At 43.7% G+C, this 14,928-nt stretch carries 12 protein-coding genes and 1 pseudogene; 9 read left to right on the forward strand and 4 right to left on the reverse strand.

What is annotated here, in order from left to right; all coding sequences use genetic code 11:
* Positions 1–2: 2 nt before the first annotated feature.
* From V6259_RS08275 to V6259_RS08290, 4 genes and pseudogenes are all read left to right on the forward strand, one after another.
* Positions 3–1,781: a restriction endonuclease subunit S gene (locus V6259_RS08275; RefSeq protein ID WP_341584155.1), complete on the forward strand. Its 1,779-nt coding sequence runs from the start codon at positions 3–5 to the stop codon at positions 1,779–1,781.
* Between the two features lie 88 nt (positions 1,782–1,869).
* A pseudogene (locus tag V6259_RS08280) lies at positions 1,870–2,741 on the forward strand (Abi family protein).
* A 663-nt stretch (positions 2,742–3,404) separates the two neighbouring features.
* Positions 3,405–4,511 (forward strand): Fic family protein, encoded by a 1,107-nt coding sequence (locus V6259_RS08285; RefSeq protein WP_341584245.1) that lies wholly within the window; start codon positions 3,405–3,407, stop codon positions 4,509–4,511.
* A gap of 132 nt (positions 4,512–4,643) precedes the next feature.
* On the forward strand, positions 4,644–4,799 hold the full coding sequence (locus V6259_RS08290) for a Fic family protein (RefSeq protein WP_341584156.1): 156 nt from the start codon (positions 4,644–4,646) through the stop codon (positions 4,797–4,799).
* A gap of 290 nt (positions 4,800–5,089) precedes the next feature.
* Here the strand turns inward: V6259_RS08290 and gcvA are convergent, their stop codons facing one another.
* A complete protein-coding gene (gene gcvA / locus V6259_RS08295) occupies positions 5,090–6,013 on the reverse strand; it encodes a transcriptional regulator GcvA (protein ID WP_341584157.1) in 924 nt (307 codons plus the stop codon).
* A 142-nt stretch (positions 6,014–6,155) separates the two neighbouring features.
* On the opposite strand from gcvA, the gene V6259_RS08300 reads away from it, so the two are divergent.
* On the forward strand, positions 6,156–6,836 hold the full coding sequence (locus V6259_RS08300; RefSeq protein ID WP_341584158.1) for a cupin domain-containing protein: 681 nt from the start codon (positions 6,156–6,158) through the stop codon (positions 6,834–6,836).
* A complete protein-coding gene (locus V6259_RS08305; RefSeq protein WP_341584159.1) occupies positions 6,833–7,963 on the forward strand; it encodes a flavin monoamine oxidase family protein in 1,131 nt (376 codons plus the stop codon). The genes V6259_RS08300 and V6259_RS08305 overlap by 4 nt, the downstream gene beginning before the upstream one ends.
* 100 nt (positions 7,964–8,063) lie before the next feature.
* On the opposite strand, the gene V6259_RS08310 is transcribed toward V6259_RS08305, so the two are convergent.
* Complete coding sequence (locus V6259_RS08310) at positions 8,064–9,014, reverse strand: LysR family transcriptional regulator (RefSeq protein ID WP_341584160.1); 951 nt, start codon at positions 9,012–9,014, stop codon at positions 8,064–8,066.
* 287 nt (positions 9,015–9,301) lie between these two features.
* Between V6259_RS08310 and V6259_RS08315 the strand changes: the two genes are divergently transcribed.
* A complete protein-coding gene (locus tag V6259_RS08315) occupies positions 9,302–9,457 on the forward strand; it encodes a hypothetical protein (RefSeq protein ID WP_341584161.1) in 156 nt (51 codons plus the stop codon).
* Positions 9,458–9,628: 171 nt separating this feature from the next.
* Here V6259_RS08315 and V6259_RS08320 read toward each other — a convergent pair whose 3' ends face one another.
* A complete protein-coding gene (locus V6259_RS08320; protein ID WP_341584162.1) occupies positions 9,629–10,525 on the reverse strand; it encodes a LysR family transcriptional regulator in 897 nt (298 codons plus the stop codon).
* Positions 10,526–10,760: 235 nt separating this feature from the next.
* Between V6259_RS08320 and V6259_RS08325 the strand changes: the two genes are divergently transcribed.
* Positions 10,761–12,107, forward strand: a complete 1,347-nt coding sequence (locus V6259_RS08325) for an MATE family efflux transporter (RefSeq protein ID WP_341584163.1) — start codon at positions 10,761–10,763, stop codon at positions 12,105–12,107.
* 622 nt (positions 12,108–12,729) lie between these two features.
* Here V6259_RS08325 and V6259_RS08330 read toward each other — a convergent pair.
* Positions 12,730–13,641 carry a 2OG-Fe(II) oxygenase gene (locus tag V6259_RS08330; RefSeq protein WP_341584164.1) on the reverse strand — a complete coding sequence of 304 codons (912 nt, stop codon included), beginning with the start codon at positions 13,639–13,641 and terminating at the stop codon, positions 12,730–12,732.
* A gap of 383 nt (positions 13,642–14,024) precedes the next feature.
* Here V6259_RS08330 and V6259_RS08335 point away from each other — a divergent pair, with 383 nt between their 5' ends.
* Positions 14,025–14,855 (forward strand): DUF4437 domain-containing protein, encoded by an 831-nt coding sequence (locus V6259_RS08335; protein WP_341584165.1) that lies wholly within the window; start codon positions 14,025–14,027, stop codon positions 14,853–14,855.
* Positions 14,856–14,928 lie beyond the last annotated feature (73 nt).

Here is a 14,928-nt window from a genome sequence, read left to right on the forward strand (position 1 = left end):
TCATGCCTTTGAACCCCAGCCCAAAGCAATTAATTACCGATAACCTAGACATCTGGACCGCCGCCATAGAGCAAAAGTCTACCGCAGGTCGTGGCAGCTCCAAGAAATATTCCCTGCATGGCATCAAGAAACTGCGCGAGCTCATTTTAGAACTCGCCGTACGCGGCAAACTCGTTCCACAAGACCCAAACGATGAACCAGCTTTTATATTACTGGATCGCATAGCCACTGAAAAAGCCCAGCTGATCAAAGACAAGAAAATCAAAAAACAGAAACCACTGCCTGAAATCAGAGAAGACGAAAAACCGTTTGAACTGCCGAATGGTTGGGAATGGTGCCGTTTAGGAGAATCTACAGATTATGGTGTTTGTGATAAAGCAGAGTCTTCAGATGTAACTTCAGAAACTTGGGTTTTAGAGTTGGAGGATGTCGAAAAAGCCACCTCCAAATTACTTAAAAAAATTCGTTATAAAGATCGAGAATTTAAAAGTTCAAAAAATCGTTTTAATGAAGGTGATGTGATTTATGGAAAACTTCGTCCATATTTAGACAAAGTTTTGATTGCTGACGAAGCTGGCGTTTGTACAACTGAGATGATTCCTATCAAGAGTTATGGTGATCTTATAGCGGAGTATTTGCGCTTAATCATGAAATCACCTTATTTTATAGTATATGCAAATGAATCTACTCACGGCATGAATCTACCTCGCATGGGAACCGATAAAGCTCGAATGGCTTTGTTGGCACTTGCTCCACTCCAAGAACAACACCGAATCGTGGCGAAAGTCGATGAGTTAATGAGCTTGTGTGACGCCTTAGAAGCACAAACCGAAAGCAGCATCAGCGCTCACCAAACCTTAGTCACCACCTTGCTGGATGCTTTGTTGTTACCAACAGGCGACAGCTCTTCTACTGGTGGTGACTTCCAAGATAACTGGCAACGCATCAGTGAGCATTTCGATACCTTATTTACCACCACTGCGAGCATAGACGCACTGAAACAAACCATCCTACAACTGGCGGTTATGGGCAAGCTTGTACCTCAAGACCCGAACGACGAGCTCGCCAGCAAACTGCTCGAGCGCATCGCCGCTGAAAAAGCCCAACTGATCAAAGATAAGAAAATCAAAAAACAGAAACCACTGCTAGAAATCACCGAAGACGAAAAACCGTTTGAACTGCCAGAAGGGTGGGAGTGGGTAAGGTTTGGCATTTTATTTAAGTCTTTTTCAAATGGTTTGTATAAACCTGCGAAATTTTATACAGATGCTGGTGTGATTTCTTTGAGAATGTATAACATCCAAAATGGATGTATAGATTTTAACGCGGCGAAGAGAGTTGAGGTAGTATCCAAAGAATTAGAGCAATTTACACTAGAAGCTGGTGACCTTTTGATTAATAGAGTGAATAGTAAGGAGCTTGTAGGTAAGACAGCGATAATCCCTAAAACAGAGGAGCCATTAGTATATGAAAGTATGAATATGCGAGCTAAACCGTTTAAAAGATTTTTATCTTCTGAATACTTGAATTTATTTATGATGACAGGAATAGCGCAGGAATCTATTTCAGCATTTGCTAAAGAGGCAATTGGGCAGGCGTCAATAAATCAAGGTCAAGTAAATTCAATTAAAACGCCTCTTCCTCCGCTTGAAGAACAACATCGCATCGTGTCGAAAATCGATGAATTAATGGCGCTCTGCGACAGTTTAAAAGCCCGCTTAACCGACGCTCAAACCACGCAGCAGCACCTAGCGGATGCGTTAGTCAAAGAGGCGTTGTAAACAACATAACCAAGGATGGTAAATTATGGCCTATGATCGCCCATGGAAGTCGCTTAATGAGCAGCTCGCCTTGCTCAAAATGCGGGGTATGTCTGTCACTGATGACGAAGCCGCTATAAACTATTTAGAGCGTGTTGGCTATTATCGACTCAGTGGCTATTGGTATCCTTTTCGACGCTTCTCCATTTATCAGGACCCGAAAACCCAAGCCTTGCAGACTAATGTCAGCGATCAGTTTCATTTGAATACGCACTTTTCTGATGCGGTTGAACTGTATTTATTTGATAAGAAACTGCGCTTGCTGGTATTGGATGCCTTAGAAAGAGTGGAGGTGGCATTGCGTGTTGATATTGCTTACCTATTGGGAAAGCGAAACACATTTGCTTACCTATTGGGAAAGCGAAACACATTTGCTTATCTAGATCGAAGCCAATTTCACCCAGGGTTTTCAAACAAAAAATTCAGAGGTGTGCCTGCATTTGAAGGGTGGCAACAAAAATATTTGGGGTTGGTTAATCGCTCAAAAAAGAAAGAAGAGTTTGTAAAACATTACCTCAGTACGCATGGCGAAAATTTACCTATTTGGGTGGCCGTAGAAGTATGGTATTTGCCAGCTGGCTGCGTTCATTAAACCATTTACGTAATATAGCGGCACATCACAGTCGTTTATGGAATCGTAATATCGTTGATCAACCAAAGTTACCCGAAGTGGGTGAGATAAGGTGGTGTGATGGCTTTATCGGTAAATCAGACTTAATTGCCAAGCCTTTTCTTCTGTTTGCTATATTGCGTCATATTGTACGAGAAATTTGTCCAAATACTCAGTGGCATCATCGATTGGCCTTTCTTTTAGATGATTTTCCAATAATACAGTCAGACAATAAGCGAACCATTGCCGACATAGGTGTTGTTGAGGGGTGGAGTGCTTGGTGGTCTGATGGGGAGGAAAGCAAGCAATAAAAACCCCCCCGCGTAATCTCAAAGAGACAAGAGGCAGGGGCCGTATTGCTAGTAATATTAAATTTGGCGACGGTAACTAGTCAAGCGATAATTTTCTTTAACATGAATCTGACAGATCTATTTATCATTGGATCTGGGATGATGTTTTCAATACCGACTGAAATGCCAATGAGGTCGCGACTTACGCCAGCTTTGTCGAGTTCGTCATCGTGCAGAAATTAAGCGCTTCTGATGCATTGATAGATAATTGTGAATGGTTCTAAAAGAAAGGAATGGTCGCCTATTGTGGACCGGACGATACGGTCACCTCTTTCTACGCAATGGTAGGTGAGCGAGTAAATGATGACGATTTATAGGGGATATATCAACTGGTTTCTTGATGAATTTCGGAATGTAAAAGCGAAAAAATTCATCGTTTCTTTCATTTTAAGAATAAGCCCTCTTTGGATCTTGGAGCGCATTTTATGTTGAGTTAAGTCTTTACGATCCATGCGCTTGAGAACGGCGGTAAGTGTTATATCTGACTTTGCTTATTCGATTTTGAGTGATGCGAAAGTTTGTCTTATTCGAATCACTGATTGATGTGATTAGGTGTTATATTCACATCAATCAGTGATTCGATTTGAATATGCGGTTGTTTAAATCAAAGGCGATAATACGTAGATCTGGGAGCAAGAGAATTGGCCTAACTTTGTTTGGGATAAAAACGTCATTGAACCTAAGTTACGTGACATTCGTTTTCGTCAAGGAATCTTGTTGGGCAAGATGTCGGGCCAGCCTAAAGACCAAAAGCAAAGTATGTTAGACACGCTATTGGCGAATATTATCCATTCGAGTGCAATTGAGGGTGAAAAACTGAATGCTTTTTCTGTTCGTTCGTCGTTGGCTAATAAGCTTGGTGTTTCTGAAGAAAAGTCCTTTCCAACCAGTGAACGCACAGATGGCCTAGCAGAAATGATGCTAGACGCAGTGGAGAATTTAGACGCGCCACTCACACTTGAAAGAATATTGAATTGGCATAAAAGACTGTTTCCTGAAGGTTATACCTTGTTCAATCCTGTGATGGGAGGACAGTTGCGCGGGGATGAGCCTATGCTGGTCGTGTCAGGTAGGATTGACAAACCAAGGGTACATTTTGAAGCGCCGAGCAGGGATGTACTTGAGACCGAACTAAAGGTGTTTATCCGCTGGTTTAATGATTCTCGTGAGGACCCAGCTTTAGACCCTTTGCTTAGAGCTGCGATAACACACCTTTGGTTTGTGACTCTTCACCCTTTGGATGATGGCAATGGTAGGAACACCAGGTTACTCACTGATTTAGCGCTGGTACAGGCCGAGCGTCAATCTGTCCGTTTTTATGCGATGTCAGTGGCGATACTAGCGAATCGTAACCGCTATTACGAAATATTAGAGCAATCACAGAAAGGTGATCTTGATATTACCGCCTGGCTTATGTGGTTTTTAAATACCTTAGGTGAAACCTTTACGAATGTGCTTGAAGGAATAGCCCCAACAATTTTAAAAACCAGCTTTTGGCTAAATGTCGATCAAACTCAATTGTCTTTAGAACAAGTAAAAGTGCTCAATCGAATGCTTGATGGGGATTTTGACCAAGGTATTAATACTTCGCAATATCATAAAGTAGCAAAAGTGAGTAAGCCAACAGCTTCTCGCCATTTGGCAACTTTAGTTGCGCTAGGTTGCTTGGTAAAAAGTGACGCTGGAGGGCGGAGTACGAGGTATAAACTGGCGCACTTTAAGCCAAAATAAGAGTATTGTGGGAATACACTAATATGGATTATGCAGGACTCTATCTGTGACTTCTCATTCTAGGCTGGGGCCAGAGTTGACAGGTTGCTCTAACTGAGTTTTGCCTCAAAACGCTATGATTCAGCTAATGGATTGGTTGAAAAAACGGATGCACATCCTCTTATCGCCTCCGCAGCATTTCACTATGAATTTATTCATCCGTGTAGTGATGGAAATGGTCGCACAGGCCGTTTCTGGCAAACACTGGTATTAAAGAGCTGGCACCCTTTACTGGCTTTTTACCGGTAGAAACCGTCATCAAAGCGTGACAAGAAGAATACTATCAAGTGCTTAGAGAAGCTGATTCTAAATCTGATTGCAGTGTTTTTATTGAGTTTCTACTGTCTGCTATTAACGAATCTCTTACTGAAGCGATTCAGTCAGAAGAAATGCGGGTATAAATGAAGGATAAAACGCGGGTATAAATGACGGTAGAAGTCTTAGGTCAAATTTTAGAAGTGTCAGTTACGATCTAAATAGCACCGATGGTTATTAAAAATCATGAATCAAATCCTCTGTCATCATAGAATAGAAAAACTTTATAGCTCGCCACTTTTTTCTATCTCACTAAAGAGCCAGTGTTTAAAAGCTTTCATTTTACTCAGTTCCGTTAGCTCTGGCCGGTATACGACGTAATAAGCCAATGGCGAGTTGAATTGTATGTTGGGGAAGAGTCGAATCAAGCGTCCTGCCGTAAGGTCATCACGCACCATAACGCTGCGAGCAAGTGCGATGCCTCTACCATCCATTGTGGACTGTAACACGGCGGCTGAGTTGTTAATCTGAATGCTGTGTGCGGTGGGTTTTTGCGTCACTCCGGCTCGGTGCAGCCATTCCCTCCAAGTGGGGAAGCCGGTAAAAGTGTCCAGTGATAGGTCGTGTATAAAGGTTTCGTGGAGCAAGTCATTAGGGTGATTAAAACCATTGTGTTGCTGTAAAAAAGCAGGAGAGCAGACCGGATAGACTTCTTCCTCCATCAGCTTTTCTGAGGTCAGTCCAGGCCAATCTCCGCGCCCATAGCGAACGCCTACATCGATCCCTTGAACAGCGAAATCGACAGGTTTAAGACTGGTGTCTAATCTAACATCGGTGTCAGGGCAACGCTCTTGAAACCGGTTCAAACGGGGCAGCAGCCATTTGGCTGCAAAAGCTGGGCTCACCGCGACCGTTAAGATGCCACTTACCGTGCTTTCTTTTAATCGCTCCAGCCCGAACGCGAGCCGGTCAAATCCCGCCTGTATGTCAGGCAGCCCTTTTTCAGCGGCTTCGGTTAGGATCAGTCGCACCTTACCACTTTTCATACGGTGGAATAGAGGCGTATCCAGCCATTCTTCTAGTGTTCGAACGAGCTGTCCGACTGCTGCGGGGGTAACATTAAGCTCTTCTGCCGCGGCCGAAAAACTCTGGTGTCTGGCGCTCGCTTCAAAGGCTCTTAATGCATTGAGATGGATAGGGTGCTTCATATCGATAAATTTTTTCTTTAGTGGGTATTTAGATTATCTAGTTTGCGATAGAAAGTAAAACAGTGAAAAATGTCGCTAACCTAAAGAGCAATGAGACAAACGATCTCATCATCGCCTTTCCCATATTGATCAGGACAAACCAATGCAAATCAATTCAGATTTCTCAGCGGTAGCCACCGTAGCTGCGAAAGATTACCACTGGGTGCCATCGACTCAATTCGGCGTCGACAGAATGATGTTAGACAGGTTAGGAGAAGAAAAGGCACGAGCCACCAGCGTTGTGCGTTATGCCCCTGAGTCCGTGTTTCCCAATCATGCCCATCCAGGTGGTGAAGAAATATTCGTATTATCAGGTACCTTTTCCGATCAATCAGGAGACTACCCTCAAGGCTGGTACTTAAGAAATCCGATTGGTACTCAACACGCGCCTTTTAGTCATCAAGGCGCGACTATTTTTGTCAAACTATGGCAAATGAATAAAGCCGATCAAAGTACGGTTCGAATCAATACTTATGACCCCGAATCTTGGGGCATAGAAAATGGTCGAGCCGTGTGTGCGCTCTTTGAAGATCAATACGAGACAACAAGTTTGCAAAAATTAACGCCCTCTGAAGCCTTGTTTCAAACCCTTCCTATGGCTGCGCCTGCTGAATTATTAGTGTTATCAGGCGACTTATTGTTTGATGGTGTGGAGTATGCCGAAGGCAGTTGGTTACGCTTGCCACTTGGAAATAATGTGTCTGTTTTAGCGGGAGAATCTGGCGCTACTGTGTATTTAAAGCAGGGTGAATTTCAAAACGTACACCACAAGGCCACCGTATGACACGCAAAAAAATTGCCATTATCGGTGGTGGTGTTAGTGGGCTCTACGCTGCGTATTTATTAGAACAAAAAGGCATCACTGACTATGTTTTGCTAGAAGCAAGAGACGATTTAGGTGGGCGGATTATGGACTATTCTATTGAGCCTAGTTCTAATCAGTCTAGTTCTAATCAGTCCACTTCGGGTAGCGCGCATTTTGACTTAGGCCCAACATGGTTCTGGCCAGATTTTCAGTTACAGCTTAATGAAGTCATGACCACTTTCGGTGTACAAAGCTTTGCGCAATACGAGCAAGGCAGCATGGTGGTTGAACGTTCGGCGACGGCCGCCCCGAGTATTATGCAAGGGTATGTGAATTCCCCAACCTCCATGCGTCTTCATGGCGGAATGGGCGCACTTGTTCGAGCCATGGCTTCTAAATTAACGAGTAAATCCATTAAGCTTGGGTCACAAGTCCAATCGCTGCGTATTAATGGGGGTGAGATTGATGTCGTTTATCGTGATCAGAAGTCTGAACACTCGCTAACGGTCGATCATGTCTTTTTTGCATTGCCGCCACGTCTTTTGATGGCTTCCATACAATTTATTCCGGCGTTACCAGAGCTATTGGTAAAGCAATGGCAAAGCACAGCCACTTGGATGGCCTCTCACGCTAAATATATTGCCGTGTACGATACGCCATTTTGGCGCGAAAAAGGCCTTTCTGGCAGTGCAAGAAGTGCCCTTGGTCCCATGGTAGAAATCCATGATGCATCTATTCCTGAGGGACAGGCGGCGTTATTTGGCTTTTTAGGAGTGCCTGCACAGCAAAGAAAAACTATCAGCGAAAATGAGATGAAAGCATACTGTAGAGCACAAATGGCACGACTTTTTGGCACAGAGGCGGCGACGCCTAGCTCAGACATCCTCAAAGATTGGTCGCAAGACCCATTGACCGCAACAGAGCTTGATCTGAGTTCGCCCAGCGATCATGGGCCAACGCCAGATGCGATTGTCAAAACAGGGCCTTGGCAGCAGCGCGTGACTGGCATTGGCAGTGAATGGTCAAGGCAATTCCCGGGCTATATTGCTGGTGCGATTGAAGCGGCTAACGAAGGCGTTGAAGCTTATTCTCGTAGTAATCCCTAGTTATTTACATGGCTTAGAGAAAGGGCATCTTTAGAGCTGGGAAGTATTAGCGCTTCTGTTGTTAGGCTTCTGTTCATTCTGCTAATGATGAGCGCAGTCACTATAGGTCTGTCCACTCTTCTTTCGTCACTAGCTGCGCAGCAATGAGCCTTTCTCTAAGGGATTGGATTTTGGCTTTAAGCGCATCACGAATTAGCCGTATGGCTGGTGAAATCATCTGTCGGCTTGGCAATACTAACCACATTTCTGTCACTGGTATTTGGTAGTTCGTCATGACTCTTTGCAGTCGCCCCGCAAGTAAGTCTTCAGCAACATCAATGAGAGATTTTTTTGCTATGCCAGTACCATCCACACACCAGCGGCGAACAATGTCTCCATCATTGACCACTCGATTACTCATAACTTTGACTTTAACTTTGTCGTTGCCTTGATAAAGCTCCCAACTGCCGTGCATTACTTCATACAGTTTATACAAAAGAGCGTTGTGTTGAGACAGTTGCTCCGGGGTTTCAGGGGCTCCATGCTCGGCAATATAGCTAGGAGAAGCGCATAAAAAATGAGGAATATTACAAATCTGAAAACCGTATAAGTTCGAGTCTTGCACGGCACTCTTGGTCATCGCTCGCAATGCGACATCAACCCCATCTCGGTAGAAATCCACACGGCTATCGCTGACATGCAAACGTAGCGTAACGGCTTTATGCTCGTCCATCACTTGATTTAATAAGACGCGCATTAGGTTGCGGCCCATTTCCGATGACACCGCCATTTTGACTTCGCCATTGATGCTTTTTTGTTCTTCATTTACCACCATCTGCCCTTGTTGCAATAGCTCTAATGCTTGCTGACATATTGGCAAATAGCGTTCCCCCTCCGGGGTCAATCGGATGCTGCGCGTAGTACGGACAAACAGCTGGGTTCCTAGTGCTTGCTCTATGCGCTTTAACGCCATACTGGCACTGGCGGAGCTCATGTCCAACTGATTGGCAGCGGCGGTAATAGACTGCAGTTCTGCAATCTTAATAAGTACTTGTAAATCAGCAATTTTCATAACGTCCTCAAATCGCAGTGTTAGGCAAGATCAGATGGGTCTCAATCAATGATTCTTGAGCTGAGGTACTAACAGCAGAGAAATGTATGAATGCTTGTATTCTATTGTTTGTGAGCATAGGAGTGTGTTTAGGCATAAGAGTAATCATAGGCGCATCTAGGAAAAACTATTATTAATAATAACTTAAAACACTATGTTCAATTCGACCAATAATAAAAAAAATCAAAAAAATTCTTTGTGAATAGTACGATTCCCCACCTTCCATTGTTAAAGAATAGTTTTATCTCGTGTTAGAGCATGATTGGGCTTATGGCTCTAAAGGCTACGCGCTAAAAGGTAAGTTTTTTCAGGTGATCAGTTCTGGTGGCGATGGAGCTAGCTATCAAAAAGAGGGCTTTAACGAGTTTTCCTTAAAAGAACTGACTGCGCCTTTCCTTGTATAAAAAGCATCACGCGCAATTGGAAGACTTAATGAAACTTGGCAATAACGAAAGTATTGAGGCAGCAAATAAAGCCTGGGCGGGAAGGAATCCAGATCATTAAGTGCCATTAAAACCAGAGGCAAGCCAGATGAAAATAAGGCCGAACGAACAATCAATCGGCCTTATTAAGGGTTATTTGCTTTCCCAATAAGGGTTGTCACCAAAACGTGTTACAAAGAAATCAATAAAGGCTCGCACTTTTGGGGCGATCAGTCGTGAGCTTGGATAAACCGCCCAGATCGCTGAATTATTAATCAACTGGTAGTCTGTTAATATTTGCACTAATTTGCCTTCTCGCAACTCTTTATCACAGCACCAAATGGAGGAAATGGTAATTCCTGCGCCGTCGACACAGGCGTCACGAGTAGACTCCCCGTTGTCTATCCTAATCGCGCTATTAGGCTTAATTCTCTGAATGCCTTCTTTACTTTCAAAATCCCAATGATCAATGCCAATCAGGTTGATGCAACTATGTTGCTGAAGTTCTTGAGGGGTCTTAGGTTCGCCAAATTTGGCTATATAGTCAGGGGAAGCGCATATAATACGGGTGTCTGAAGCTAACTTTCGAGCCACTAAACTGGAGTCATTGAGTGCCGCATTTCGGATCGCAATATCAAAGCCGCCTTCTACCATGTCGACAATGTTATCACTCTGTCTTAGGTCGACTTTTAACTGCGGGTATTCGTTAATGAAATCTTTCAAGGCAGGCACTATATGCATGCGTCCAAATGAAGAGGGCGCAGTAACGCGAATAGTGCCACGAGGGGTAAAACTGCCCGCGCCAACCGATGCTTTGGCTCTGTCTACGGCGCTGAGTACTTCCTCTGCATGGGGTAAGAACTCACGACCTTCCTCAGTTAGAGACACTTTACGTGTCGTTCGATGAATAAGCTTCACCCCGAGAGATTCCTCCAGCTTATTCAGGTGCATACTGGCAACTGGCGGCGATAAGCCCAATTCACTGCCCGCTAGGCTGATGTTCTGGGTTGAGGCTACGCGTACAAAAAGCTGTAGATGGTCGTTATTCATTGTTTAGAAATTCTTAAAACTGAATGTGCTGATTATTGTATTATCAAAAAAAAGCTTTGTAAACATACTCCCTATATCAGGAATCATGGGTACTAAAGAGCTACGACTAACACGGATTGTTAATTCCTCCTTCATTTTACTCGTCTCTCGCGTGCCTTACTCATTGTGCTGTATAGCGAGTGAGTTGGGTTCATATCCAGTTTTATAAATTATTGACTTCATAAAGGCCTAAATAATGGCGTATACAACTTCCTCTCCACTTAAATCGCTTTACCGCCAAACCTTGCCAATGTTGGTCGGCTTGTTTGCGATCATGGGAAGTCAGTTTATAGACAGTGTTTTTATTGCCCAATTAGGTCCACAGCCCCTCGCTGCACTTGGTTTCTCTGTGCCCATTTATCAACTTATTGTCGGTATTCAAGTGGGTATTGGCATCGCCGCTACTGCCTGCATATCAATTGCTATTGGCGAAAGAAGACATAGCTATGCCAAGTACTTGAGTACGATCGTGCTAGGGCTTGGCTGTCTTGTGGTTAGTTTGCTGATTTTCTTACTCTGGCTTTATCAACAAGGCATCTTCTCTGCATTAGGCGCTGAGCCGAATGTTATTCGCTTATTGCCTCAATTTTGGGCACCTTGGTTATTAAGTTGTTGGCTAGGTGCTTTTTTGTATTTTGGCTACAGTATTTGTCGTGCTTTTGGGCAAACTCTTGTTCCTGGAAAGGTCATGATACTGACGAGTGTGATCAACGTGGTACTCGATCCAGTGTTTATTTTCACTTTTAAAATGGGGCTTGCTGGTGCCGCTTGGGCGACCTGTATTGCGTTGTTTATTGGCTTGGTGGTCATTTTCAAATCCATTTTTAAGCAAGGTTATATAGCCTTACCGAAAAATACTGAGGTGGTAAGAGCGGGGGCCAGTGCCATTGCAACATTCACCGCGCCCGCGTTATTAAGCCAATTTATCCCGCCGCTTTCCGCCTTCTTTGTAACCATCATTGTTGCTTCTTATGGCATTTTAGCCGTTGGTGTATGGGGCATGGTGAGCCGAATTGAATACGTTTTGATTGTCTTGGTGTTAGCCGTCACCATGGCATTGCCGCCCATGATAGGAAAACTTAAAGGCGAGAAAAGCTACACAGATATTTTAAAACTGATCAAAACGGCTATTTTTAGCATTATTGCTTTTCAATTGGCTTTGGCCATTTTAATGATGATATTTGTCAGTCCAATCACAAGTCTGCTAAGTGGCGAGGAAGAAGTTAAAAGCTTATTAATGCAATACTTTCTTCTGATTCCAATCAGTTATGCAGGCCTTGGTGTTTGTATGATTAGTGTGTCTGCCTGTAATGCAATTGGGGCACCTAGTGCGGCATTGCATGCCTCTTTGTTGCGGTTATTTGTTTGCTACTTACCACTGGTATGGCTGGGCTCTGAAATGCATGGGCTAATGGGCTTATTTATTGGCGCATCATTGGGGAATATTCTATCAGGTGTGGTGGGTTGGAAAATGTTCATCGGACAATACAACAAACTCATAAACCCTAGGGTCTATTGCACAAGCACAAATCAAGCAAACTAGCGATAGGTGATGAATCGATAAACAATGCTTTTTCAACGCCAAAAGACATTCCTGACTAAGAACAAATGGCCAAAAAAAATAACCAAAGGCGAACCATCAAAGATAAACCCACAACAATAAACGTCATCAATTCATCGCTGGTGGCATTCTCCACAGCAAGTTATGTTTTAACTGAGCTTGCTCATTTTAGTGCTAATTTTACTGTGCTTAGTCCAAAGGCTCAGCGTCTCAATTGTTTCTTTTGTTATTCTCATGTACAGCCTTACTGGTTTTATAGTGCAGTGATGTATGGACTTCCCAGGCTTTGCTCGAACGCACCATTAGCATGGGGGTCTTGTTAAGCAATGCGTGCTAAAGCCCACGTTATGACTGACTTTTTAGGGTGGGTGTCTTGTTAAGCTGGCTTAGAAAGCAGCGAAACGGCAGGCTTCTTAACATGGGTGTCTTGTTAAACTAGCTTATCGTGTGTGATGAAAAAGGGTGTGTTTTCAGGTAAAAAAAGAGGCCGTACTAACAAGGTTAGAACGACCTTTTGTGACTGAGATTTGTACAGAAGACAGCGTAACGGCGGGCTTCTTAACATGGGTGTCTTGTTAAGTTGTTAAGCTCTTGCGATGACGTCTTAGAAAGGCGCCATGCTGTCAGGGGTTTGGTCTGGTGTTGTCCAGCGTAAGTGTGCGTCGGTCAATTGTTGTGGGGCATGATGTGATGGTGTTTGACCATGTTTACCATAAAGCCACAAAACAAAGTTTGTACGCTTACCTGAGGTGATAGGGTGCGCAGCATGTGCCACATTACCACGGTGGATAACCGCTACACCTGGTGCGAATACATAGCGATTCATTTTGCCTGTCATGGAGTCATAAAAGTCCACTTCAGAGCCAGTAAATGCTTCCCCTGGTAGATTAAGGTTTACATTTAATGTGACGGTTGAAGCATCCGTGTGCAAACGCAATGAGGTGTCGGTATCGGCACGATATTGAATCGAGAAGCCAAACGTTTGCCCGTCGTAGCCCATGGTTTCAGGGAACAATAAGCGTGCGATTGGGCGCATGTATGTATCAAGCAATTCTTGATACAAATCTTGAAATTTTGGTGCCGCCAGATAGCCTTCAGAACGGGCATCTAGCATTGCTCCACCACGATTTAAGACAATGCCATAGGGTGGTCGTAGTGGGATCTCTGCGTCCGCTACTGCGTCAAGATAATGGCGCAAGCCTGCAAGGCGTTCTGGGTCAAATAATTGAAACTGAAACACATCAGGTGCAATTTCATGCATCAAGTTAGCAACTTTTGTTTCTTGCAATGGGTCTTTCCAAGACTCAGTGATCGCATCTCGCAGTGCACTATCAATAAGAGAGTCATCAATCGGCAAAAGGCGATCTTGCTCGCTTGTTTCCCATTCTTGCCAAGCTTGTTTAAGTAATTGTCTATTTTTATCCCAAAACATTTGTGCAGAGGGTGAGCGCTGCAACATGGCTTCTCGAGAAGGGAGTTTTAAGCCCCGTGCTTGTTGTAATGAATTTAAAGACATCTTGTAACACTCCTCTAATGAAATGTGGGTTACCGTCGTAATAGGGGTAATTTATTCCATTTCATATGTTTAATAAACGAGGCTGTTAGCAAAACAGTTTTAATTTTAGAGATATAATCTCTTCCCTTGGTGCCCTTGTTAAAAATATCAAAAGAGCAGGAATGAATAGCTAATAGGGCGTGCGTCTGTAGCGCCATAAACAAGTCTGACCAACTGTTTCATTCAAGAAGCGAATTGGCTATTAGGTAGATGCCTCTGTTTGAAAAGTTCCCAGCGTATTATCAAAAAACGCTTAACAATCTTTCTCTGTTTGCCGTCTTTTTCAAACTAATCAAAACGCTAAGATGGCCGTGTTTAAATTACTTAACAGAGAGTTACCCTTTATGAAATTAGTCAAAGCCACATTAACCCTTGCTCTAATGGGCGTTTTTTCTTCCGCCTACGCTGAAGATGTACAATCACACTCTCAAGTGGTTACTGCCAATGAGGTTAATTGGGGCTATTTAAACCCATTACGTGGTGATCAAAGCCCAGGCGCGACCGACCTTTGGGGAGACCGTACCAAAGATATGGAAACTGGCATGTTAGTGAAGTTTAAAAAAGGCTTCACCTCACCACCGCACATTCATAACATTACTTACCGTGCGATTGTTATTGAGGGCTTGATGCATAACGATGACCCTACAGCTGAAGAAATGTGGATGCCAGCAGGGTCATTTTGGACTCAGCCAGCTGGTGAAACACATGTTACAGCGGCCGAAGGCCAAGATAACATGATCTATTTAGAGATCGACAGTGGTCCTTACCTCGTACAGCCTGCTGATGAGCATTTCGATAATGGTGAAAAACCATTGAACCTAGCGGAATCAAACATTGTTTGGCTGGATAAATCTGACGTTAAATCAATCCACGGTAAAAATGCAGAAATCAGCTCATTGTGGGGCAGCAATAAAGTCGGCAAGCTAGGTGGCTCTATGGTGAAATTACCCGCAGGTTATCAAGGTAACATTGACGTTAATGCCAAAGAGTTTCGTGCGGTTGTGATCAAGGGTGACGTGAGCTACCAATCGGCAGAAACAAAGCAAGAAAAAGAACTGACACCAGGCAGTTACTTCGGTTCAACAGGGAAATTTGAACATGGACTTTCAGTTTCAAGCACAGGCGCGACTATCTATATCCGCACCAATGGCAAATACGACATTACGTCAAAATAACAAAGGTGCCGATCGTTTTACTGCGCCTAAATATAAAGTCGACTTAAAGACAAATGGAACCGAGTGGTTCCAT

It is taken from the genome of Marinomonas sp. TI.3.20 (assembly GCF_038155025.1).
Classification (GTDB): domain Bacteria; phylum Pseudomonadota; class Gammaproteobacteria; order Pseudomonadales; family Marinomonadaceae; genus Marinomonas; species Marinomonas flavescens.